This is a genomic window from Paenibacillus jepli, from assembly GCF_047238105.1.
GTDB lineage: Bacteria > Bacillota > Bacilli > Paenibacillales > Paenibacillaceae > Paenibacillus_D.
The window spans coordinates 3266732-3290000 of sequence record NZ_JBDFMD010000001.1; the positions used below are offsets into that span (position 1 = coordinate 3266732).

The 23269-nt window shown below is 55.0% G+C and carries 20 protein-coding genes, 2 tRNA genes and 2 rRNA genes (1 of these 24 only partly in view); 2 read left to right on the top strand and 22 right to left on the bottom strand.

Going from position 1 to position 23269, the window contains the following annotated elements; all coding sequences use genetic code 11:
• Positions 1-20 precede the first annotated feature (20 nt).
• From rluF to ABC336_RS14360, 3 genes are read right to left on the bottom strand one after another with little or no spacing between them, the layout of a single operon-like run.
• Positions 21-722 carry a 23S rRNA pseudouridine(2604) synthase RluF gene (gene rluF / locus ABC336_RS14350; protein ID WP_413239293.1) on the bottom strand — a complete coding sequence of 234 codons (702 nt, stop codon included), beginning with the start codon at positions 720-722 and terminating at the stop codon, positions 21-23.
• Complete coding sequence (locus ABC336_RS14355; RefSeq protein WP_413239294.1) at positions 712-942, bottom strand: hypothetical protein; 231 nt, start codon at positions 940-942, stop codon at positions 712-714. The genes rluF and ABC336_RS14355 overlap by 11 nt, the downstream gene beginning before the upstream one ends.
• Entirely contained in the window at positions 929-3214 is a 2286-nt protein-coding gene (locus tag ABC336_RS14360) for a PAS domain S-box protein (RefSeq protein ID WP_413239295.1), read from the bottom strand. Before ABC336_RS14360 ends, ABC336_RS14355 begins: the two co-directional genes overlap by 14 nt.
• Positions 3215-3517: 303 nt before the next feature.
• Between ABC336_RS14360 and tadA the strand changes: the two genes are divergently transcribed.
• The gene (gene tadA / locus ABC336_RS14365; protein ID WP_413242517.1) at positions 3518-3988 is read left to right on the top strand and encodes a tRNA adenosine(34) deaminase TadA; all 471 of its coding nucleotides are present in this window, start codon (positions 3518-3520) and stop codon (positions 3986-3988) included.
• A 3-nt stretch (positions 3989-3991) separates the two neighbouring features.
• Here tadA and ABC336_RS14370 read toward each other — a convergent pair whose 3' ends face one another.
• Positions 3992-4192 (bottom strand): Spo0E family sporulation regulatory protein-aspartic acid phosphatase, encoded by a 201-nt coding sequence (locus tag ABC336_RS14370; protein WP_413239296.1) that lies wholly within the window; start codon positions 4190-4192, stop codon positions 3992-3994.
• Positions 4193-4340: 148 nt separating this feature from the next.
• Positions 4341-5129: a PilZ domain-containing protein gene (locus tag ABC336_RS14375; RefSeq protein WP_413239297.1), complete on the bottom strand. Its 789-nt coding sequence runs from the start codon at positions 5127-5129 to the stop codon at positions 4341-4343.
• Between the two features lie 200 nt (positions 5130-5329).
• Between ABC336_RS14375 and ABC336_RS14380 the strand changes: the two genes are divergently transcribed.
• A tRNA-Arg gene (locus ABC336_RS14380) sits at positions 5330-5405 on the top strand.
• 145 nt (positions 5406-5550) lie between these two features.
• Here ABC336_RS14380 and ABC336_RS14385 read toward each other — a convergent pair.
• From ABC336_RS14385 to ABC336_RS14465, 17 genes are all read right to left on the bottom strand, one after another.
• Positions 5551-7002, bottom strand: coding sequence for an IS1182 family transposase (locus ABC336_RS14385; protein ID WP_413239298.1), 1452 nt, complete (start codon positions 7000-7002; stop codon positions 5551-5553).
• Between the two features lie 480 nt (positions 7003-7482).
• Positions 7483-8574: a PsbP-related protein gene (locus ABC336_RS14390; RefSeq protein ID WP_413239299.1), complete on the bottom strand. Its 1092-nt coding sequence runs from the start codon at positions 8572-8574 to the stop codon at positions 7483-7485.
• A gap of 219 nt (positions 8575-8793) precedes the next feature.
• Positions 8794-9861, bottom strand: a complete 1068-nt coding sequence (locus ABC336_RS14395; protein WP_413239300.1) for a hypothetical protein — start codon at positions 9859-9861, stop codon at positions 8794-8796.
• Between the two features lie 151 nt (positions 9862-10012).
• The gene (locus tag ABC336_RS14400; protein ID WP_413239301.1) at positions 10013-10159 is read right to left on the bottom strand and encodes a small acid-soluble spore protein P; all 147 of its coding nucleotides are present in this window, start codon (positions 10157-10159) and stop codon (positions 10013-10015) included.
• A gap of 31 nt (positions 10160-10190) precedes the next feature.
• Complete coding sequence (locus ABC336_RS14405) at positions 10191-10364, bottom strand: hypothetical protein (RefSeq protein WP_413239302.1); 174 nt, start codon at positions 10362-10364, stop codon at positions 10191-10193.
• A gap of 22 nt (positions 10365-10386) precedes the next feature.
• Positions 10387-10734, bottom strand: coding sequence for a hypothetical protein (locus ABC336_RS14410; protein ID WP_413239303.1), 348 nt, complete (start codon positions 10732-10734; stop codon positions 10387-10389).
• A gap of 214 nt (positions 10735-10948) precedes the next feature.
• Positions 10949-11037 (bottom strand) — tRNA-Ser (locus tag ABC336_RS14415).
• 99 nt (positions 11038-11136) lie between these two features.
• Entirely contained in the window at positions 11137-12105 is a 969-nt protein-coding gene (locus ABC336_RS14420; RefSeq protein ID WP_413239304.1) for an iron-hydroxamate ABC transporter substrate-binding protein, read from the bottom strand.
• A 274-nt stretch (positions 12106-12379) separates the two neighbouring features.
• Complete coding sequence (gene serS, locus ABC336_RS14425) at positions 12380-13663, bottom strand: serine--tRNA ligase (protein ID WP_413239305.1); 1284 nt, start codon at positions 13661-13663, stop codon at positions 12380-12382.
• Between the two features lie 63 nt (positions 13664-13726).
• Positions 13727-14302, bottom strand: a complete 576-nt coding sequence (gene pdxT, locus ABC336_RS14430; RefSeq protein ID WP_413239306.1) for a pyridoxal 5'-phosphate synthase glutaminase subunit PdxT — start codon at positions 14300-14302, stop codon at positions 13727-13729.
• 40 nt (positions 14303-14342) lie between these two features.
• Complete coding sequence (pdxS, locus tag ABC336_RS14435; RefSeq protein WP_413239307.1) at positions 14343-15224, bottom strand: pyridoxal 5'-phosphate synthase lyase subunit PdxS; 882 nt, start codon at positions 15222-15224, stop codon at positions 14343-14345.
• A gap of 84 nt (positions 15225-15308) precedes the next feature.
• Positions 15309-16577 (bottom strand): D-alanyl-D-alanine carboxypeptidase family protein, encoded by a 1269-nt coding sequence (locus ABC336_RS14440; protein WP_413242518.1) that lies wholly within the window; start codon positions 16575-16577, stop codon positions 15309-15311.
• Positions 16578-16828: 251 nt separating this feature from the next.
• The gene (gene guaB, locus ABC336_RS14445) at positions 16829-18286 is read right to left on the bottom strand and encodes an IMP dehydrogenase (protein WP_413239308.1); all 1458 of its coding nucleotides are present in this window, start codon (positions 18284-18286) and stop codon (positions 16829-16831) included.
• A gap of 348 nt (positions 18287-18634) precedes the next feature.
• Positions 18635-19528: a hypothetical protein gene (locus ABC336_RS14450; RefSeq protein WP_413239309.1), complete on the bottom strand. Its 894-nt coding sequence runs from the start codon at positions 19526-19528 to the stop codon at positions 18635-18637.
• Between the two features lie 55 nt (positions 19529-19583).
• The gene (locus ABC336_RS14455) at positions 19584-20489 is read right to left on the bottom strand and encodes a DUF6597 domain-containing transcriptional factor (protein ID WP_413239310.1); all 906 of its coding nucleotides are present in this window, start codon (positions 20487-20489) and stop codon (positions 19584-19586) included.
• A 686-nt stretch (positions 20490-21175) separates the two neighbouring features.
• Positions 21176-21292, bottom strand: a 5S ribosomal RNA gene (rrf, locus tag ABC336_RS14460).
• Positions 21293-21399: 107 nt separating this feature from the next.
• Positions 21400-23269, bottom strand: a 23S ribosomal RNA gene (locus tag ABC336_RS14465) (it continues 1055 nt past the right edge of the window).

The window sequence follows — 23269 nt, forward strand, 5'->3', positions numbered from 1 at the left end:
CCCAGACCAATGGGCGGGGATTACTGCGGCTGGTAATCCAGGGTGCGGAACAGCTCTCCGAGCTCCTCTCGGGTCAGATCCCGCCACTCTCCGCGCGGCAGCTCGCCCAGCCGGATATTCATGATCCGCACCCGTTGGAGCCGCCGCACCTGATAACCGAAGGCTGCACACATCCGCCGGATCTGGCGGTTCCGGCCTTCGGTCAGCGTGATGCGGAAGGTTCGTTGGGACACTGTCTCGACCCGGCATGGCAGCGTCATACTGCCGAGTACCCGCACGCCCTCACTCATGCCCTTGACGAAGGCCGGCGATAGCGGGCGGTCGACGGTGACGATATACTCCTTCTCATGCTCTCCTTCGGCCCGCAGGATGCGGTTGACGATATCGCCGTCATTGGTCATCAGGATGAGGCCTTCCGAATCCTTGTCGAGCCGTCCGATCGGGAAGATCCGCTCCGGATGGCCGACATAATCGACGATATTGCCGGCGACATGCTGCTCGGTCGTACTAGTGATGCCCACCGGCTTGTGCAGCGCCAGGTAGACATGCTGCTTGTGGGCGCCCAGCGGATTGCCGTCGATCCGAACATCGTCGCCGCTCTCCGCCTGACTGCCCAGCTCCGCCAGCTTCCCATTGATTGTCACTCTGCCGCCTTCCACCAGCTTATCCGCTTCCCGGCGCGAACAGTACCCGCTCTCGCTGATAAATTTGTTAATCCGCATATTGCTGTTCCTCCTGCTCTTGATGTCTGCGCGCCAGATCGGCGATCTCATCCGACGCGTAGCGGCGGACCGCCGGCAGCCCCCGGTGCTGTGGCAGCGTACCGGCGGATTGCCCCCCTAGGCCGCAGCCCGCATCGCGCGCACTGCCTCGGCACCCGGGATCGGCACGCACTTGCGCAGCGGCCTTCCCCTTTGCATATATGCCATTATTGTACCTCATTTTCCTCCTCTTCGCCTGCCCTTCCCTCCCAGGCTGGCAGCATCAGCCGCACCGTAGTGCCTTCACCGACGGTACTGGATATATGCATCGTGCCGTGATGGGCATGGATGATCCGCTGACTGACCATGATGCCCAGACCAGTACCGGTCTCTTTGCCGGTGAAGAAAGGATCACCCAGCTTCGGGATCATCTCCTCAGGGATGCCCGTGCCCTGGTCTTCGATGGCAATTGTAATGTAATGCGCGGGCTCCCGCGCCACACGGATGGCGATCTCCCCGCCGCTGGGCATCGATTCCATCGCGTTCTTCAGCAGATTGATAAACACCTGCTTGAGCTGATTCTCCTCACAGGACACCTCGCACGCCTCCTCGGCAAACTGTTGCAGGAATACAACGTTGAACAGATGCGCCTGACTGTCCAGGAGCGAGATGACGTCTCCGAGCACATAACGGACGTCCTTGATATGGAACTTGATGGCCTGAGGCTTGGCAAGGATCAGGAATTCGCTGACGATCAGATTGATCCGCTCCAGCTCGGAGAGCATCAGATCGTTGTGCCGGATATTGAGCGTTCCTGTCTGCTGCTGCAGCTGCAGGAATCCCCGCAGCGTCGTCAACGGATTGCGGATCTCATGGGCGACGCCTGCCGCCAGTTGTCCCACCGTCGTCAGTTTCTCGGACTGGCGCAGCAGCTCTTCCATCTTATTGCGGCTGGTCATATCGCGCGTGATGCTGGCGATGGCCCAGATCGCCCCGTTGCGGTCGCGGATCGGCGAGGTCGTCACGCTGACCGCGATCTCCTCGCCCTGCTTGGTTCTCCTCAGCACTTCACGCGTATCGAGCAGCCTGCCGCTCCGCAGCGCTTCCATCGCCGCATGCTCTTCCTTCTGCTCTGAAGCCGGGATGAGGGGTAGTACCTTGCCGACCGCTTCCTCGGCGCTCCAGCCGAACATTTTCTCGAAGGCCCGGTTGACCTGGGTGATGCGACCATCCAGATCAACCACATGGATAGCATCTGTCGTGTGATTGATGAACGATTCCAGGTATTCCTTCATGGAACGGTTCTCCTCAAAGGCCTGCTTGAGCTTCGCCGTATAGATGGCCAGATTTTTGGACATGGCATTAATACGAATCGCCAACTGGCCAAATTCGTCCTTGCGTCTCACCTGAAGCGCTTCGTCGAAGCGGCCGGAAGACACCTCGCTTACTTTCCAGAGGATCGCCCGAATCGGGCGCAGGATGATACCCGATATCCAGTAACTGATGATCAGTACGATCAGCCAGGCAATGCCCGAAATCAACAGCCGCTGGTTTCTTTCTGCGCTCAACTTGTCAAAGATGGCAATCTGCTTATCCAGGACCAACCCCAGCACATACGAGCTGCCGTCGTTAAAAGGCACATACACTTTGATCAACGGCTTGTCATCCAACACAACATCGTCGTATTGCAGACCGCTGCCAAGGGCAGCCTGTGCCCGCATATAGTCCGAGCTTGGCTCGGCATAGCGGCTCGTCCCAAACACATGCGGCTCCCCATAACGGGTAAACCACATGTGATCCAGCTGCCTCAAGGCTGTCTTCTCCTGATCGCTCTCCTCCTCCGGGCTCATATCGAACATCATGATCTCCAGCAGCGCTTCGATCGATTGGATAGACTTGTTATAGATCGGCTGCGGGCCCAATACACTCAGAGCCTCCTGCAGCGTTTTATTGTCCAGGGATGCCGCCAGGATATAATCCAGCCCTTCCCGGGTATAGTAACCCCATTTGTCCGATTCGATCCCGCCCGAAGCTGCCATCTCATACGGGGGCGACCAGAACCCCTCCCTGCTGCCCGCCATAGCCGCAGTAAGCCAGGACATCCTCGTCTCCCACCTAGCATTCTCCAGTTCAGTCTGTTGGACATCCGAGAAGGCGACCGGCGTCGGTTCGCCCTGTACCTCAGCCAGGATGACCAATCGATCCAGTCCAAGACTTAGCGCAGTCTCATTCAATTGGCGTGTGGTGATATCCTTCCTGACTGAGCCGAGTCTGTCTGCTGCGATGATCGTGGCAAGCTGCAGCCGTTTTTCCCACTCCTGATCGACTACCCCTGATCCGTAGCGGTAACTTGCAATCGCATGCATAAATTGTCTGGCGACAATCGCCACGTCCTGCTCGGCCTGCTGTCTCAGATCGAGTCGTGTCACGTAGTCATGCAGGAGAACGTTGAGACTGAGCAGAATAAACACAATAAGGGATAGGATGAATGCGAGCTTGGTTTTTACCGACAACCGCTGACACACCCTTTGTCTAGTGTTGCTTGCTTACTTCCGATGATATCACAACTCCCATAAAATTCTAGCGTTAAAAGTACTAGACGTAAGTTAACTTTACGTAATTCACAGAGTTATACACAAGTTATCCTAGTTACACACAGTGAAATCGAATAATTTGTGTATAATAATGTGTACAACAAAAAGTTTATCCACAATTATATCCACACGCTGTTAACAACGAATGCCTGTTCGCGGCATAATTCGCGCTTTATCGACAGCTGTAACCGACATTAATCTGATCTGGAGGCACCTTAGATGATGAATGAACAAACAAATGATGAATACTGGATGCGAGAGGCCATCGCGGAGGCGCGAAAGGCTGAAGCTATCATGGAAGTGCCGATCGGGGCAATCGTCGTCAAGGACGGTGAGATTATTGGGAGAGGATATAACTTGCGGGAGACCAGCCACGATCCGACAGCCCATGCCGAGATGATCGCCATCCGTGAAGCCAGCCATCGCTTGGACGCCTGGAGGCTGCTCGATTGTTCGTTGTATGTGACGCTCGAGCCTTGCCCGATGTGCGCAGGCGCCATCGTCCAATCCCGGATTGCCCGAGTCATCTATGGCACACCCGACCCGAAGGCCGGGTGTGCCGGAACATTAATGAATCTGCTGCAGGATGTCCGGTTCAACCATACCGCCGAGCTGATCAGCGGAGTGCATCAGGAGGAGTGCGCCGCACTGCTTACCCAGTTCTTCCGCCGACTGCGCGGCAGACCGATCTGATCGTCATTCGCGAGCGGCGGCACTATCCTCCATCTCCGATCGCTGCAGCAGCTGCAGGACGACGATCAAACGGTCCGCTTCTTCACTGATGGCTATAACATCGGGATCTGTCAGGCTTCCTCTCTCCTCGGCCAGTTCATGCAGTTGGAGGCGAAGCCGTTGAAGCTGATCAAGAAGTTTGGATTTATCGGATACTCGCCCCAAGAAGCTCGCCCCTATCCTAGACATTACTAGCTGTATGTATAGTATACGCGCTCTAGGATAAGGAATTTGTAAAAACCTGTCGACAACCCGAAGGCTTTTTTACGTAATAATCGACATCATTCTACAAAAATCTACATGCTTCACGGGGTCAATCTGCGTCGCCTTTGTGTATGTGCATACCCGCTCCTTTGGTTGCTCCCGGACTCTCCTGTCCTCCTGTGAGGACAGGCTCGACTTCCGCTACGTCTGCAACCCGGTGCTTCTCTTCATAGTACGTCTCGATCTGTCGTCTCAAAATGAAGCTTCTGAGCCGACCAGCATGATCTTGGGGCAGCCCGGTAAAGGAGGCGCCATAATAGAAGCCGTCTGCCGACCGGTCGGAACGGATGATCTCCAATCCACAAGGCAGATCAAACCCGAGATCCAGTCTGACCTCGAGCAGCCAGGTCCTGCTGATCCCCAGGTCAACGGTCAATTTCAGCCCCAGGCCGCCCATGCTCATGTTGTCGATGACGAAATCGACCGGTGACGGCATCGCCCACTCCTGCCGGCTGGAAGGATTCTTCATCGCATGCAGCGTCCCCGAGCAATCAACCTCTACCCGCGGGTACTCCCGCTTGTCATTGAAGCGCCGTCTGTTCTCCGGGGGATTGATGACCATGAGAGCCCCCCTGTGCTTGGCGATGACTGACGATTCAAAGACGAACATCCCGCTTCGGGAATAAATGATCAGCTTCACCTGCTCGCCCAGTACGAAGGTATCATATTGGGGCAACTCGACTTCAATGATCTCTCCCAGCACATAAGTGATTATACCGGTTGCAACGAAGTTTCGCTTCTCCACTGCTACCTTGGCGTCTACCAGGACGCCTACATCATTACCCTCCTTGCTGCCGTAGAGGGAAAGCTTCTGGATATTCCTCGTATGTTGATTCATCAGCGACTCAGCACCTTCCCCACATTAGACTCTCTATGGACAAGTATACCAGTTTTCTGCACATCCTACCATTTACCTAATTATAATTATAGGACTTGGGGCGTAATCACCATGCTATGGACTCAATCTGCAGACAGGTCTGTTCGCCCACGGTTCAGATGGCAGCTCCCTATAGATTGTGATATAATAATTATTGCTGTGGCCCCGTAGCTCAGCGGATAGAGCACACGTTTCCTAAACGTGGTGTCGGATGTTCGATTCATCTCGGGGCCGCCACCCGAATCCTATAACCAATGACAGCTGCCCTTCTGCGAGGCCACTGAAGAACTATCATATTTAAGTCTCAAATGAATTTACTAAACAAAAAAGGGGCACTGGACTCGCAACAAAAGCGAGTCCAGTGCCCTTTTTCGGGGTCTTTTCAGCTTCCTAATGTAAAGATTCGTTTCAGATTCACCACGAATATAGCCATGGCTCCTTGCATATGCATGCCGGATAGACCCGAGGATGTGGCCACATCATACCCGTGCCTGTGCTTGAGCTCGCTGTTCTTCGCTTCAATTTTGTAGCGCTCTTTGGCTTTTTCTTTGAAAGCCTCACTTTCCTGAAATGCCATTTGTTCGGCGTGCGCCCCGGATTTAATGGTGACGGAGTACGTTTTGCTTTTGGCGCCCTCCTTGTAACAACCCGCTTTCAAGGGACACCTCTTGCATTGTTCTACATCGAAGTAGTAGGTGTCGGTTTGGTTCTTGCCCGTGTCCTTCTTGCCTTGACGCGCTTTGCGAATTGCCATGTGTCCTGCCTTGCACACATACATGCCCGCATCTTTATTAAACTCAAACTCGTCTTCTTTCTTGCGTCCCCCTTGCGTAATCTGCGGGTTTAACCGGGAGACCAGTTCCATATGATTCTTCTTGGTATAGATCAGGTTGTCTTTCTCCGAATACGCCGTGTCGCCAATCACGGTCTTTACGGTTACACCAGCCGCGATGCTTTTTTCAATGAGTGGCTGCAGTTGTTTCCCATCACTCTTCTCTCCCGTCGTTATGGTCGCGGCGGTAATGATCCGTTCCTCGCTCATGGCGTAATGGGTTTTGAATCCAAAGAACGACGAGTCGGCACTCTTATGACCGATTCGCGCATCCGGATTGCTCGAGAGACGAAGCTGCTCTACGTCATCATCAACGCACTCTTTTAGCACGTTCAGAGGCTCCGTAATCTTAGGCGTATGAGCGATGGGCAGCTTGGTCTCTGTCACTGCAATGAGTTGCTGGCAGTACGCAATTTCAGCCTCCAAGGTATCTACGGTATTCTTCGCTGGGAGTTTTGCTTTGAGTGACTCGTCGATGGCATAGATCGCTTTGCGCAATTTGCGGGAGCGATCTTGCAGGGTCTCTCGCGGGGATTTGTGGTTGTACCGCGCCTTCGTATGCGTCGCATCGACGATGATGGACGTGCTCTTCAGAACGCCCTTTTGAATCGCAAGTTCAACCGATTTTCCGATCAGCATGTCAAGCAGATTGAGATCTTTCAGCCGCAATTTGCGAAACTTGGTCAGCGAGCTCGGGTCGATGACCGGCTCCTCCGGTGCCATCTGCAGGAAGTACTTAAAGGACATGTCGTAGCGTGAGCGCTCGACAATGTCCACGTCGGATAGGTCAAAAATCGCTTTTAAGAGCAGATATTTAAACATCCGCACGGGGTCAATGGCATGACGTCCATTGTCCAGACAGTAGTTCGCTCGTAGCTCTTCGTACACAAACGAAAAATCCACCTGTTCGTTCAACTGGCGGAGCATGTTGTCTTTCGGAACGATCAGGTCATACAAGGACGTGTACGGGCTGAATGAAAACGAAGGTTGGTTCTGGAACAATGGGCTTCCATCCTTTCGAGGTCTCGATTAGAAATGTATTTTTTGCAAGGGCAGCCACCGGCACAGGAGCGGAGGGAAGAGGGAGGCTGGAGAAGCGGAGCGCTCGCCTTTGTCCCCGGATTTCATCCGCTGAAGCGGTATGAACAAGAAATCTGGGGACAACAGCGATCGGAAGCCCCCTCTTCCCGCAGCGACCACGCCTTCGTTGGCGGATACACCATCTTTTTGCGTTAGCCTTATTTTACAACAAAAAAGGTACTGCTCCTTTAATTATTTCGGTTGCAGTACCTTATTTGATTCAGTAAGGACTTTTTCAGTGGCCTCCCTTCTGCGGGGCAGCTTTTTTTTGTGATCCTATATCAAAAAAAAAGGAACAGCGGATCGTCCGCTGCTCCTCTCAAGGGTGTTTCTTTTAAAGGTCTTTGGGATTAAAGCGCCGAACCTGCACCAGACGTTTCTTCGAATGTCTGCAGGTACTGGCTATATTGCGGAATCTTCTGCTCCAGCATCTGCTCCAGTGTCCAGAAGATAACCTGGGAGAAGTGGCCTTCCGTCTCCACAACAGTGAGCAGATAGCCCACTTTCACCTTTTTCTACCGATCCGGTAAGCATAAACTGCAGGCCAGGCTTGCCGCCTACATCTACTGCCTCGGGATCGGACATCTGCGCCCCTTCGATCGCCTCGAGCATCCCGTTCTGCAGGACCAGATCCAGGTAGTCTTCCAGGGTGGTATCGCCTGAGAAGGTCGATTTGGGCTCCGTGATGACAGCCAAGTAATCCTCCTGGGCCATCCGGGCAGCCTGGATGTCCGCACCCGGCGTCAGCGTCGTCTCCTCAGTCCAGTCCCCTGGCAGCATGATCTGGAAGTTGCCGCTAGTCCCCTCATATACTTCGAGATCAGCAGATCCGCCATCCGGTGTAGTTGTCGCCTCCAGCGGCTTCAGCACCTGAAGTGAGTGGCTTACAGCATCAAACTCCTCTTTGTGATCCGGGAATTGGTTCTGCGTCGACCAGGTAATCACCTGATAGAAAGCATCGTCTTTCTCCACAAATGTAGCCAGGTAATGAACCTTGATCTTCTGAACTTCACCGGTGATTTCGATCTGTTTGGCCGGTGACCCGTCGACTGTCGTATCCGTGGCAGCCGTCGCCTCGAAATTGTCGACAGACGGAGTGGTGTTTTCTTTGAAAATGTTGATGTAATCATCCAACGATGCCTCTTCCGCCAGATCCTGCTTGGAAGTAGCGATGACCATGACGTACTTCTCCTGTGCACGGTCGGAGGCGCTCAGCCGCGCTACGGGATTGAGCTCCTGGTCTTCACGCCAGCCGTCCGGCAGCGTGATCTGCATGTCTTCTGTGGCGCTGAGCAGCGCCGTACCCTCAAGTACCGGTGTGTCGCTGCCCGCATTATTATCGACAACCTGCTCGGCATTCGTGTTGTTATTATTGGCCGGCGGAGGCGGCAGATCATTGCCTCCGTTGTTGTCGTTGCTGGAGCAGCCTGCCAGGATCATGCTGGCAACCAGCCCGACTGCAGCCAGCTTCTGAATGGATGTTTTTGTGTTCATTAATGCCCTCTCCCTTTATTCTTCAATTGGTTTCTTCTGTAAATCCAGAACTTCTTACCCTATTTCTACGTGACGTAAACCAGGATGTCGCAAAGTTTGTCGTTTCTTTAAGCTATCTTTAGATTAAGCCTCCCGCATCAAGGGGCTGCCCCGCGCTCATCTCAAAGATGAAACGCTCGGGCAGCCCCGTTGGCTACAGTCCGCTATTGATTCCCCGCCTTACAGTCCTTGCATGGCAGGGCCCATGTTTTCCAGCTCTTCCAGCGGAATCGCATCCGTCGGAATCTCCAGCTGGAACTCGATCTCTTCGTTAATATTGTTGTATTGGCTGGTTGTAAAGAAACCGAGCGTCATCGTCTGGCCTTCGTTCATGATATCGACGTTGAAGTTCACTTCCTGATAACGGATATACTCGTCCTCGATTGCAGCGACGGTATTGATCTCATTGATCACGAGCGACTCCTTCATCTCGTTCAGACCGGACTGGAGCTCTTCGTTGTCCACTTGGAGTTCTGTTCTGGCTTCTTCGATCTCCGCATCGGTCAACTGCAAGGTTGTCTTATATTCTTCGTTGTTAGCGATCACGTCGAGAATCTCCGGCACCACATGCTGTACAAGCTTGGTCACGAAATCATCGATATTGTCCTGAGTCACGGCAAATTTGACGATCTGGTCGGCAGGCACTCCTTCCGGCATCGCACGCAACTCATCAGCGTTCACTTCAGCAAAATAGTCGCCTTCTTCATAATGCTTAAGCAGGATGGCAGAGAAATCCTGAATCATCTTGCGTGCCGTATCCATGTTGATATCCTGGAACGCGACTCCGCCTTCTTCCTCAGCGAGCTGGTTCATGTCGATCTCGATAAAGCGGCCCGACAGGCCCTCCATTGGAATCATCGGGATGGTCGGGATGCGGATATACATCTTGTCCTCAGTCATGATCATCGGCACTTCGATCGTCATGGAGAAATCGCCCTGCAGCGCCAGCTTCATGGTCATCTCCATACGCATCGGATTTTCCTGATAAGCACCATCGACTGTGATCTGTGCACCTTTGAGCGTATTAATGATTGCGGCGGCCTCCGGGCCGTTCGATCCCATCGCTTCCGGCGGTACGGTCAGTTCATCCAGCGCCATGGAGCCGCTGAAGGTGTAGGATTTCATTAACATCGAATTGGCAAAGGCATTTTGCACGGCCTCTTTGGGCTCCTGGTTGCTGCAACCGAGCAAGGCCAGTGTCATCGCCACCATGACCAGCAGCATTTTGACTGTTTTCTTGTTGTACAAATGGGTTCCCTCCTCTATCTGTGTTTTCAGTCGCACAACATACCCATTCTATTACAACTTAACCCTTGAGGAAAGCTATGTAACATTAAAAAACTCCCAGAATTTGAGACTAGCGGTCTCAAATCAGGGAGTATTTACGAAATGTCCTGGGTTACCCTTGCGGATTATTGTGGTCCACATGGTTGGCCTGCTTGGTGTCCTTGGATCCCGAATGCGGCTCCTGCAGACCGTCCTCACGGCGCTTCTGCTGCCGCTGCGGCGTGGCTTCCGGCACGGGCTGGCTTTTCGGCTTGCTCATGGCGTATGTCGCCTCCTGCTTGGGATATGGGCTAGCTCCGCTGGTGCTCCAGATCAGTCGGTTCATCATGATTCAAGGCATCCTGGTGACGACGGTCGTTCTTGTCCTGCTGCAGCTGCTGGGCCTGATGGCTATTCACCGCCGGGTGAGCCAGGTCTTGCACGACGCTTTCCAGGTTTTTGTCTGTATTAGATTCCAGTGTCATCCTCGTATCCTCCTTGGGCGCATCAAGCGTGTGTCAGATGATGCAGCGCTTGGGCGCATTCGTGCAGATGTCTTTTATAGTCCTGGATCAGCTGCTGGATCATATCCGTCCGTTCATCGACGGACACTCCTGCCTTCTCCACATCGACCAAGCTGACGTGGACCTCTCGGCTGTCCACATAAGTAACGATGAAGTCAAATTCATACTCCTGGTGACCTGCCGTCCGTATCGTAATGCGAAGCGACTTGGCATCCGCTTCATCTGCTCTGACAACAGCTTGATCCCCGTGCTTGATCCGCTCCGGCAGCGCAGTTTCCCATGCTTGTACCAAACGCTGCTGATCGAGCTGCAGTTCATCCTTTTGGCTCATCGGCTTTCCCACCTCCATGCTTACTATGGCACGAGACTGTTTATTTTATGCGGCCGATAGAATCGCGGCACAACAAAATAACCCCCACAAAGTGCGGCTTGGCTTCGAAGCATACTCAGGTACTTTGCGGGGGGCCCCGGAAACATATAAATTCAAAGTCAAAAAAACCGCCGAGAATAACTCGGCAGTTCGATAAGCTGCAATGGTTGTAAGTTGGCGGAGAGAGTGGGATTCGAACCCACGTGGGCTTGCACCCTAACGGTTTTCAAGACCGCCCCGTTATGACCGCTTCGGTATCTCTCCTGGATACTGCACAAAAATCATATAACAGAATGTATTTTACCATATGCCCCGCGTCAAAACAAGCTATTTGTCGAGATCCCAAACTCTTCCGGTAAGACGTTAGTTGCTGCCCAGCAAGCCCTCTTCAAAGATCTCCAGCATCGACTCCAGCGAGATCGGATCACTGTAGGTGGAGGCTTCCAGATCAATAACAATGACCTGGTTGTTTTGGACAGCGGGTATGCTCTTCCATACTTCGGTATCCATGTAATCCGTCTCTCCGAGCGCCGCCCGGCTGAGCACGACGAAGTCACCCGCATAATCCGGGATCACTTCCAACGAGATCGGGTAGTAACCGTCAGCTTGCGTGTCGGCTCTGGCTTGCTCCGGCATGTTCAGCTCCATCGCCTGATAGAGGATCTCGGTCCCGCGCGCCCAGGCGTCGCCGAAGACATAGAAGTTCTTGCTGTCCGTCTCGAACACGGATACGCTGACGTCATCGCCGTAGCGAGCCTTTACCTGCTTACCGATCTCCGCCGCTCTAGAAGAGAAATCGTCGATCCACGCCTGCGCCTCCTGCTCTTTATTTAACAGCTTGCCGATCTCCAGCTGCTGCTGCAGGTAATCAAGCTTGCCCCATGTGTAGACTACGGTGGGTGCGATCTTCTGCAGCTCCCCGATGGTCTCCATGTGGGCGCCAGCGATGATCAGATCCGGATCAAGCTCCAGAATCTCTTCGAAATCGCCTTCGGATACAACCTGCACGCCATCAAGCCGATCCGCGAACAGCGGGTTAGCCTGGGTCCATTGATCCACGCCCACGAGCTTTCCATCCAGAGCCAGGACATTCGGCCCATTGGTCAACGCTACGATGCGCTGCGGGTTCGCCGGAATCTCAATCGGACCGGTCTCGGATGGATAGGTCACCGTGCCGTTCGTTGCCGTCCCTTCCTCAGTTGCGGCAGACGACTCTTGCGCGTTGTTCCCTGTTGGCACTGGTGCCGGCTCCTCATTGACGGCATTGCTGCCGCAAGCGGTCAGCACCATCAGCAGCAGGAGCAGCCCTGTGTTAAGTATGCATTTCTTCATAAGTATAAACCCCTCATCTTTTTCAGATATATAGTGATAATGATTATCACAATCATCTAAAAATATATCCCGACTAGGCGATTTTGTCAATGAACAAACCATGACATTCCGCTCAACTTCAGCTGTCGCCCCAACTTTTGCCGAATCAAGGTACTGCAACGTCCCTTCCTGCCGTTATGCAACAATTTTTGCAGCCTGACTCCCAGGGATCCTATAAATTCTGAATTCAACGAAAAGCCGTCGTACGAAGTGCGTACGACGGCTGTAAGTATAATTATCTGGCTCTGATAACTTCCAGGTTGCCCATGTAAGGTCTGAGCGCCTCCGGGATCACCACCGAGCCGTCGGCCTGTTGCCCGTTCTCCAGGATGGCTGCCACGGTACGTCCAACTGCAAGACCGGAGCCGTTGAGCGTGTGGACAAACTCCGGCTTGGCCTTGGGCTCCGAGCGATAACGGATCGCCGCCCGCCGCGCCTGGAAGTCCTCACAGTTCGAACAGGAGGAGATCTCCCGGTACATGCCGCTCTCCGGCAGCCAGACTTCGAGATCGTACGTCTTGGCAGCTGTGAAACCCATGTCTCCCGTACAAAGCGTCAGCACCCGGTAGGGCAAGCCCAGCAGCTGCAGCACCCGCTCGGCATCCGCCGTCATCGCTTCCAGCTCGCGATAAGATTCCTCGGGCTTGACGACCTTGATCAACTCGACCTTGTTGAACTGATGCTGGCGGATCAGACCGCGGGTGTCTCTGCCCGCCGATCCCGCTTCCGAACGGAAGCAGGCGGAGTAAGCGACATAGTGCTTCGGCAGCTCCTCTCCCGCGAGAATCTCGTCCCGGTGGATGTTGGTCACCGGCACCTCTGCGGTCGGGATCATATAGTACTCGGTCTCCGCCAGCTTGAAGAGATCCTCTTCAAACTTGGGCAGTTGACCCGTCCCGATCAGACTGTCGCGGTTGACGATCTGGGGCGGGAGCAGCTCCTCATACCCATGTCGGTCGCTGTGCAGATCCATCATAAAGTTGATCAGCGCCCGCTCCAGACGGGCGCCGAGCCCCTTGTAGAAGACGAATCGCGAGCCGGTTACTTTGCCAGCCGCCTCGAAGTCGAGGATGCCGAGGCCTTGCGCGATATCCCAGTGCGCTTGCGGCTCGAAATCAAAGGTCGGCGGCTCGCCGACCCGCCGTATCTCGACATTGTCTTCCTCGGAGCTGCCTGCCGGTACACTCTCGTGAGGCAGATTGGGAACCGAGAGCATCAGCTCGTCAATCTGAGCCTCCAGCGTACGGATCTCTTCGTCCAGCGTCTTGATCCGATCGCCGACCTGACGCATCTCCAGGATCAGTGATTCGGCGTCGCCCCCGGACTTTTTGAGCTGGGCCACTTCCTGGGAGACGGTGTTCCGGCGGCTTTTGAGCTGTTCGGTTTCTTGCAGCATATCACGGCGCTTCGTATCGAGGTCAGTGAATCCAGCCAAGATATCGGCGGCAGCGCCGCCCCGCTTGGTCAGGATCTTCTTGACCCCGTCAAAGTCCGCTCTGAGTCGTTTGATATCTAACACGAGTGGAAGTCATCCTCTCTGCAACCTTTGATTCAATACTTGCTTAGGGCGCTCTTCTGCAAGCTACCCGCGCGCCTCTCGGGCCATGTCCAGGAAGTAGCTGTGCATCCGGTAGTCATGGGTCAGCTCGGGATGGTACGAACAGGCCAGCAGATGTTCTTGCCGCACCGTGACGATCTCGTCCTTGTAGGTCGATAAGACCTCTACCTCAGGGCCTACTGCCGTCACCAGCGGCGCACGGATAAATACGGCACGCACGGTCTCGTCTATGCCCTGGACGCTCAGATCGGTCTCGAAGCTCTCCCGCTGCCGGCCAAATGCATTGCGGGCAACCGTCATATCCATCAGCTTCAGATGCGCTTCCTCCTGCCCTTCGATCCGCTCTGCAAGCACGATCATGCCGGCACAGGTGCCAAACATCGGCTTGCGCTGTGCCGCGAAGTCATGAAGCGCATCGACAAACTCGTACTTGCGCATCAGCCGGCCGATCACGGTACTCTCACCGCCGGGGATGATCAGGCCGTCCAGCTCCTGCAGCTGTTCTGTCCGCTTGACAGCTACCGGCTCGCCGCCGGCCAGCGTGATGCTCTTCATATGTTCAGCAACGGCGCCTTGCAGCGCCAGTACTCCTATCTTCATGCGAATCCTTCTTTCCTTGATCAGCTGATCGGATCAGCGATTACAAGCTGCGGTCCTGCATCCGGTCTGCGCCGGTCAGTTTGGAGATCTCGATGCCTTTCATCGGCGTGCCCAAGTTCTTCGACACTTCAGCGATGAGCTTGTAGTCTTCGTAATGAGTAGTCGCTTCTACGATTGCACGGGCAAACTTCTCCGGGCTATCGGATTTGAAGATACCGGAGCCGACGAATACGCCGTCTGCGCCCAGATGCATCATCAATGCGGCATCCGAAGGCGTAGCTACGCCGCCTGCTGCAAAGTTGACGACCGGCAGCTTGCCGCTCTCATGTACCGCGAGCAGCAGATCATACGGCACGCCCAATGTCTTGGCCTCGTGGTAGAGCTCGTCCTTGGACAGATTCTGCACCTTGCGGATCTGACCGTTGATCAGACGCAGGTGGCGCACAGCCTCGACGATGTTGCCTGTACCCGGCTCGCCTTTGGTCCGCAGCATCGATGCGCCCTCGCCGATCCGGCGCAGCGCTTCGCCCAGGTCCTTGGCGCCGCAGACGAAAGGAACGGTGAAGCCACTCTTGTCGATATGGAACACTTCGTCCGCAGGCGTCAGCACTTCGCTCTCATCGATATAGTCCACGCCCATGGACTCCAGCACCTTCGCTTCGACGAAGTGACCGATTCTGGCTTTGGCCATGACAGGGATCGAGACGGCCTGCAGCACCTGCTCGGTAACTGTAGGATCCGCCATACGCGCTACACCGCCCGCTGCCCGGATATCGGAGGGCACCCGCTCCAGCGCCATAACGGCTGTAGCGCCTGCCGCTTCAGCGATTTTTGCTTGCTCTGCATTCATGACGTCCATGATGACGCCGCCTTTTTGCATCTCGGCCATACCGCGTTTTACACGTGAAGTACCTGTTTCCATTCCTTTTCTTCCTCCCAGATCATATAGTACCTATCTGTTAATCTAACCTTTTATGATAAATGAATCCATGAATGGGACGGCATATCAGAACAATCCGACGATTCCGTTGAACAAATCAACGAAAAAATCTTTGATGGCCCGGAACATCAGACGCCACCAGCTGCCTTTTTTCACTTCCTCATTCGTTACCAGATTGACTGTCTTCTGGATCTTGTCGCCCTCAGGGTCGGTATACTCGTAGGTCGCCGTACCGACAACCGTTGAGGCCTCCAGCGGCGCCACCAGCTCGTCAGGCTCCTTGAAATCGGTCGCCACCAGCTCGATCTGCGGTTCGACGTTGCGCTTCACGAGGAAGCTGACATCGCTCTGCGTCACGACCGGGACGTTGGTCTGTACGCCCTTCTTGACCTTGACGGTCTCGGCGGTCTCGACGACGCTCTTGGGCTGTACGGCCGTCTTCATCTCGAAGTTGTTGAAGCCGTAGTCCAGCAGCTTGGCGGTCTCCAGGAAGCGTGCTCCCTGGCCGTTCGCGCCCATGACGACACCGATGAGCCGCATGCCGTCGCGTTCAGCCGTACCGGTGAAGCAATATCCCGCCGCCGAGGTATGTCCCGTCTTCATGCCATCCAGACCGTCATAAGCATACCTGCGGAATGCCTGGACCTCCTTGTTGCCTTCGAGCATCCAATTGTAGTTGATCAGAGGGTTCTGATCCCGCTCGCGGAACTGATAAGACGGCATACTGGAGTACTTCAGGAACTCATCATGCTCATTCAGGATATGATAGGCCAGCATCGCCGAATCCCGGGCTGACATCACTGTCTCGCCGCTGATGGATGCCGGTTGATACTTGGCGCTCATGTCATCCCGTCCAAGGCCGGTCGCATTAATAAAATGCGCGGTCGTCAGACCGAGTCGCTTGGCCGTCTCATTCATCCGCTGCGCAAAAGCTTCTTCCGTACCGGAGACCCGCTCGGCTAGCGCAATCGATGCATCGTTGGCCGAGCCCACCGCCATGGCGATAAACAATTCTTCAACTGTATGTTTGTCACCCTGCGCCAGGAAGACATGGGAGCCTTGGCGGGTCGTGGTCGCTGCATTCTCGCCGACCGTGATGACCTCGTCCCAACGCAGGTTACCATTCGCAATCTCTTCCAATACGATATACTCTGTCATCATCTTCGACATACTTGCAGGGGGCAACGCGACATCCGCATCGATATCCACCAGGACTTGTCCGGTAGCGACATCCATCAGGAAAGCCGAATTCACCTGCAATCCCAATTCATTGGCTGTTTGCACTTCTGCGTTTACATGGGTTGCCGTTGCCAGCAATGTCATCCAGATGGCCATAAAAGCGGCCAATGCCTGCTTCCAGGGCTTCGCCTTTCGGCTGTTTACCACAGCACTCCTCTCCCTCTCCCTGAACTTAATCCGTCTATCATTGTACCACAAGAAAGAGTAGGAGCGTTATACATAGAAATAAGAAAACAGACAGGAATATCCGGTGATTGATTCACCCTCCCCCTGTCTGCTGTCTGACTATATCCGAGCGGTTTCTTACAGTGATCGTCCTTGATCAAAAGCGGGCTATTCGATACCTTTTAAAGTGAGTAATTTGGTGCCTCTTTGGTGATCTGCACATCATGCGGATGGCTCTCGCGCAAGCCCGCCCCGGTAATCCGGACGAACTGCGTATCGTTCTTGAGCTCTTCGATCGACTTCGTGCCGCAATAACCCATACCGGAGCGCAAGCCGCCCATCAGCTGATGCACCGTATCCGCCAGCGGCCCTTTGTAAGGCACCCGACCCTCGATGCCTTCCGGCACGAGCTTGTTCTCATTCTCCTGGAAATAGCGGTCCTTGCTGCCTTCTTTCATGGCGCCCAGCGAGCCCATGCCGCGGTAGACCTTGAAGCGGCGTCCCTGATAGATCTCCGACTCTCCCGGACTTTCCTCGGTGCCGGCAAACAAGCTGCCGACCATGATCGCGCTGGCTCCGGAGGCGATTGCTTTGGTGATGTCGCCGGAGTACTTGATGCCGCCGTCCGCGATAACCGGGATGCCGTATTCGCGTGCCACCGTAGCACAATCGTAGATAGCTGTGATCTGCGGCACGCCGATTCCAGCGATCACCCGGGTGGTACAGATCGAGCCCGGCCCGATACCAACCTTGACGACTGAGGCGCCGGCTTCGATCAGGTCGCGGGTCGCCTCGCCGGTCGCTACATTGCCCGCGACGATCGTCAAGTCAGGGTAGATGCCTCTCAGCTTGCGCACCGTCTCGATGATATTGATATGATGCCCGTGCGCCGAGTCCACGACCAGGACATCAACGCCTGCCTGGGTAAGCGCCTCAGCGCGCTCAAACGTGTCTTTGGAGATCCCTACCGCCGCGCCGCACAGCAGCCTGCCTTGCTGATCCTTGGCCGCGTTGGGAAACTGGATGGCCTTCTCGATATCCTTGATGGTAATCAGGCCCTTGAGTACATTGTTCTCGTCGACCAGCGGCAGCTTCTCAATCTTGTGCTTCTGCAGCAGCCCTTCCGCTTCCTGCAGCGTCGTGCCGACCGGCGCAGTCACAAGCGCGTCATGCGTCATCACTTCGCTGATCTTCATCGAGTAGTCATGTACGAACCGCAGATCGCGATTGGTGAGGATACCGACCAATTTGTCCGCATCGTCCACAATCGGCACCCCGGAGATCCGATACTTGCCCATGAGCTCCTCGGCATCATAGACATGATGATCCGGCGTCAGCGAGAACGGATTGGTGATGACGCCGCTCTCCGAGCGCTTGACCCGGTCTACCTCCTCGGCCTGCTCGGCCACAGACATATTCTTATGAATAATTCCGATCCCGCCTTCTCTGGCCATCGCAATCGCCAAAGCCGACTCCGTGACCGTATCCATGCCTGCACTGAGCAGCGGCATGTTGAGCTTCACGGTCGGACTTAAGCTAGTTGACAGACTTACATCACGAGGCAGCACTTCAGATTTACGAGGAACGAGCAGCACATCGTCAAACGTCAAACCTTCTTTGGCGAACTTGGTTTCCCACACGAGTAAATTTCCTCCTTGTCCATTGTATAACCGTCTATTCTATGCTGTTGGCTGTAGGAGGTCCCTGCTTGCCTGGCCTTCCAAGGGCAGGCAAGCAGCTCTGACATGCCATTCCTGCTTGTCGCTCATCTGCCGCACAGCACTGCCCGGGCAACGATTATGGAGCTTCCTTCTCCCCCGCCCAGATCGATATTATTGCAATATTAGCAGAGGGGTATGGGGCTGTCAAGCATTCTCCGGCAAGCTTTCATTTCATTTTCATGCCATCGTGGGAGTGGGTAACAAAGGCGTCTGGAAGGATAGGAATACCCTGGGTATAGGGTGCCTGCTAGGACGTTTGACAAGCGCTTATAACCGGTCGTAATTGCGGAGCGTCCGCAGCGCTTGCAGCGTCAAGATGCCCTTCCACTCTTCCTTGGCCCGCAGCCACTCCTCCTCATACTGCTGCCAGCTCCAATTCGGAGCCCAGGCGCCGTCCTCGCCTTGCTCCGCGATCAGACTATCAAGCTCAGCCGGGATCCGGGAGGCATACTTGGCATAGTACCGTGCCTCGGGGGAGTCCGCCGCTTGAAGAGGCCGAGCCCCATACCCTTCATTGGCTTCAGTGATGATGCAGTTGTCCAGGAACTGCTGCATCCGCTCGTCCACTTCGGCTTGTGCAGCAGCATCCAGCCGTTCGCAGAACCGGAGGTAGCACAGCATCTCGTGCATCTCAGTCAGATCGCATTCCTGCAGCAGATAGCGGATCGTGCGTGCCTGCAGTTCCTCCAGCCGGGTGTACGGATAGACCGTGCTGTAGTCGATAAAATAGGCTGCGATGTCTGCGTTGGGATTGCCCCAATACGCGTCAAACCCGCCATATCTCCACCAGATAGCGCGGGGCGCGTCCTCAGCTGCCCTGGGGATGATCTCCCACCCTCCGCGATCTTCCAGGTAATGATCCGCAAGGTAGGCCAAGGTCCGCTCCACCATGTGTCGTTTGGTCTCATTGTCAGGCAGCCGCTCCAGAATGGCCAGCGCCTGCGTCGTTGCCAACGCCGAAGAGACAGGGGTACGAAGATCCGGTTCCAGCCCGTGGCCGAAGCCGCCGTCGCTGTTCTGGAATGCCGACAGCTCCGCTATGACAGCGTCTGACGAACCGCATTCAAATTCAAACTTATACATTGTCCGCTCCAGCGGCCTTGCTTTCTCACTCATATACTGCTCTGCCATCATCCTGCGCGCCTTATCGAAGTTCGTCATTCGTCATCGCTCCTTTGTCCCATTATCCTATCCCCTGATTCGTACCGTCTTGTATTTAACGGTCATCCTTACCGTGTGACAACGAACGTACGGGTACACTGGTGGAAGGGAAGATCTGGCCTGGCGGGAGTCCGTAATAACGCTTGAAAAGGCGAATCATATGCGGCTGGTCATAAAAGCCGTGGTCGTAAGCGGCTTCAGCCATCGCAGCCGTGCGGTGAAGCTGCCGCAGCAGACTCTGGAATCGGATGATACCGGAGAGCTCCTTGGGTCCCATGCTCAGCTCATCCTGGTACAGTCTGCGCAACGAGCGCTCGCTATAGCCTAACTGTGCCGCCACTTCACTGACGGGCAACATCCCGCTGCTGACGTACATCTGCTGCAGCCCGCTTAGCAGCAGGCTCTGTCTGCCATCAGCACGTCTTACCGTCTGCTCACGGTGCGCAAACAGCTTCATCAGTTTCATCTCAAGGACAGCAAGTATCCCCTGCAGCACGGAATGATCCGGTCGCGGGGATGCGGCGGCGAGAACATCCGCCAGCTTCTCCAGCAACTCGTCTGTCGCCCCCCGTCCCCATAGCGCTTCCACTGGGACACGCGCCTCCCCGAATGCGGCCACCGGAGCCCCGGTTACCAACCGGACAGCCGGGATAAACATCCGAATGCCAACCGTCAGCGACGGCTCGCTAAGCGGAATCGAACGATAGCTGGCCATCAGACCGGCCGTGAACGCCCCGGCGCTGACGGGAGCCTGAGTCAGATCGAAGATCAGATCCACGCAACCGTCGGGCAGGATCCGGTGCAGGATCGGCTGGTTCCTTTGGCGACTAACTTCCAGTGACCAGTAGCATGCGATGCAATCGGCGAGCTTGGGATGCGGCGAAAACTCGCGGTACCGATATCCCTTCCTCCTGTTCGTCTCTTCAACCACCGGGGCCTGCAGCGGGAGAAAGTGCCTCAAAGATCCCCGCCTCCTTCTCTAATGTCTTCTCTGCTTCCCACGCTAACGGAAGGACCTCCCTTAGTCAAGCGAATGGGGCCACTCCCCAGCCTCTTATCGCCAAAACCCAACCCACTTGAGGTCAGCTGCATCCGCCGCATGATGGGCCAGGGTCCGCCGCTCAACCTCTCTACCGGTGTGTGGCAACCGCTTTACCCTTTCGTCTCACGCGTCTCTGCCCACTGCTAAGTGCAAAAGTCAGGCTGCCCTCAAAAGAAAGCCTACAGTCACGGATCGATCTTCCGATCGCTGTTGTCCCCAGATTTCTTTGATTTTTACCCCTTTTAGCGGTGAAATCCGGGGACTCACACGCTTTCTGCAAGAAAGCGACTTCGTAAGCATAAGCTGCGCTTCTCCAGATTCGATTCCGTGCCTCTCCGGCCATTTTTCAACAGCCTGAAAAGTACATCTATTCTCCCTCAATTTGCTCAAATCTCCGTTCATAAGAGCAAAAGTGCACCTATCGCAGCAAAAATATCCAGGTTGTACCATTTTCACGCGCTTTAAGTGTACTATTGCATTTGTGCTCACTCAATTCTCTATTCCGTGCCAGGTTAGAGGTACTTTTGCACTTATGCCGGAGCTCGTCCCTCCTACCTTCCGCGCACAACAAAAAACCCACGATCCGAGTATCGTGGGTTCGTTGTGCTTGGCGACGTCCTACTCTCCCAGGACCCTGCGGTCCAAGTACCATCGGCGCTGAAGGGCTTAACGGCCGTGTTCGGGATGGGTACGCGTGGTTCCCCTTCGCCATTATCACCAAACGTGGGCGGCGCCTCTCGTCTTGCGACGCGTGCGTCTGCCGCAGTGTGTCGTTGCACACTGAAAACTGGATGCGAATCAAAGCAAGGTAAGTCTTAGCTGAGATATTTAGGATAAGCCCTCGACCGATTAGTATCCGTCAGCTGCATGCATTGCTGCACTTCCACCCCGGACCTATCAACCTGGTCGTCTACCAGGGGTCTTACATACTGGGAAATCTCATCTTGAGGGGGGCTTCACGCTTAGATGCTTTCAGCGTTTATCCCGTCCGTACATAGCTACCCAGCGGTGCTCCTGGCGGAACAACTGGTACACCAGCGGTACGTCCATCCCGGTCCTCTCGTACTAAGGACAGCTCCTCTCAAATTTCCTGCGCCCACGACAGATAGGGACCGAACTGTCTCACGACGTTCTGAACCCAGCTCGCGTACCGCTTTAATGGGCGAACAGCCCAACCCTTGGGACCTACTTCAGCCCCAGGATGCGATGAGCCGACATCGAGGTGCCAAACCTCCCCGTCGATGTGGACTCTTGGGGGAGATAAGCCTGTTATCCCCAGGGTAGCTTTTATCCGTTGAGCGATGGCCCTTCCATGCGGTACCACCGGATCACTAAGCCCGACTTTCGTCCCTGCTCGACTTGTAGGTCTCGCAGTCAAGCTCCCTTATGCCTTTGCACTCTACGAATGATTTCCAACCATTCTGAGGGAACCTTGGGGCGCCTCCGTTACACTTTAGGAGGCGACCGCCCCAGTCAAACTGCCCGCCTGACACGGTCCCCCTACCGGATTCACGGTAGCGGGTTAGAACTCCGATACGATCAGGGTGGTATCCCAACGGCGCCTCCACCGAAGCTGGCGCTCCGGCTTCCAAGGCTCCCACCTATCCTGTACAGATCGTACCAAAGTCCAATATCAAGCTGCAGTAAAGCTCCATGGGGTCTTTCCGTCTTGTCGCGGGTAACCTGCATCTTCACAGGTATTAAAATTTCACCGGATCTCTCGTTGAGACAGCGCCCAAGTCGTTACGCCATTCGTGCGGGTCAGAATTTACCTGACAAGGAATTTCGCTACCTTAGGACCGTTATAGTTACGGCCGCCGTTTACTGGGGCTTCGGTTCACAGCTTCGGGTTACCCCTAACCGCTCCCCTTAACCTTCCAGCACCGGGCAGGCGTCAGCCCGTATACTTCGCCTTACGGCTTCGCACAGACCTGTGTTTTTGCTAAACAGTCGCTTGGGCCTTTTCACTGCGGCCCCCTCGGGCTATTCACCCTACCGAGGCACCCCTTCTCCCGAAGTTACGGGGTCATTTTGCCGAGTTCCTTAACGAGAGTTCTTCCGCGCGCCTTAGCATGCTCTGCTCGCCTACCTGTGTCGGTTTACGGTACGGGCACCTTCACCTGGCTAGAAGCTTTTCTTGGCAGCTGGAGCTCATGACCTTCGCTACTGTAATTTTCGCTCCCCATCACAGCCCAGCCTTACGATGAGCGGATTTGCCTACTCATCAGCCTCACTGCTTGGACGGACATCCATCAGTCCGCGTCACTACCCTTCTGCGTCACTCCATTGCTCATAACGGCTACGGTGGTACAGGAATATCCACCTGTTGTCCATCCACTACGCCTTTCGGCCTCGCGTTAGGTCCCGACTTACCCTGAGCGGACGAGCCTTCCTCAGGAACCCTTAGGCTTTCGGCGGATCAGATTCTCACTGATCTTTTCGTTACTCATACCGGCATTCTCACTTGTGTACCGTCCACCAGTCCTTACGGTCTGACTTCAACCTATACACAACGCTCCCCTACCCAAGTACCCTAAGGTACATGCCATAGCTTCGGTGGTGTGTTTAGCCCCGTTACATTTTCGGCGCAGAGTCACTCGACCAGTGAGCTATTACGCACTCTTTAAATGGTGGCTGCTTCTAAGCCAACATCCTGGTTGTCTGGGCAACTCCACATCCTTTCCCACTTAACACACACT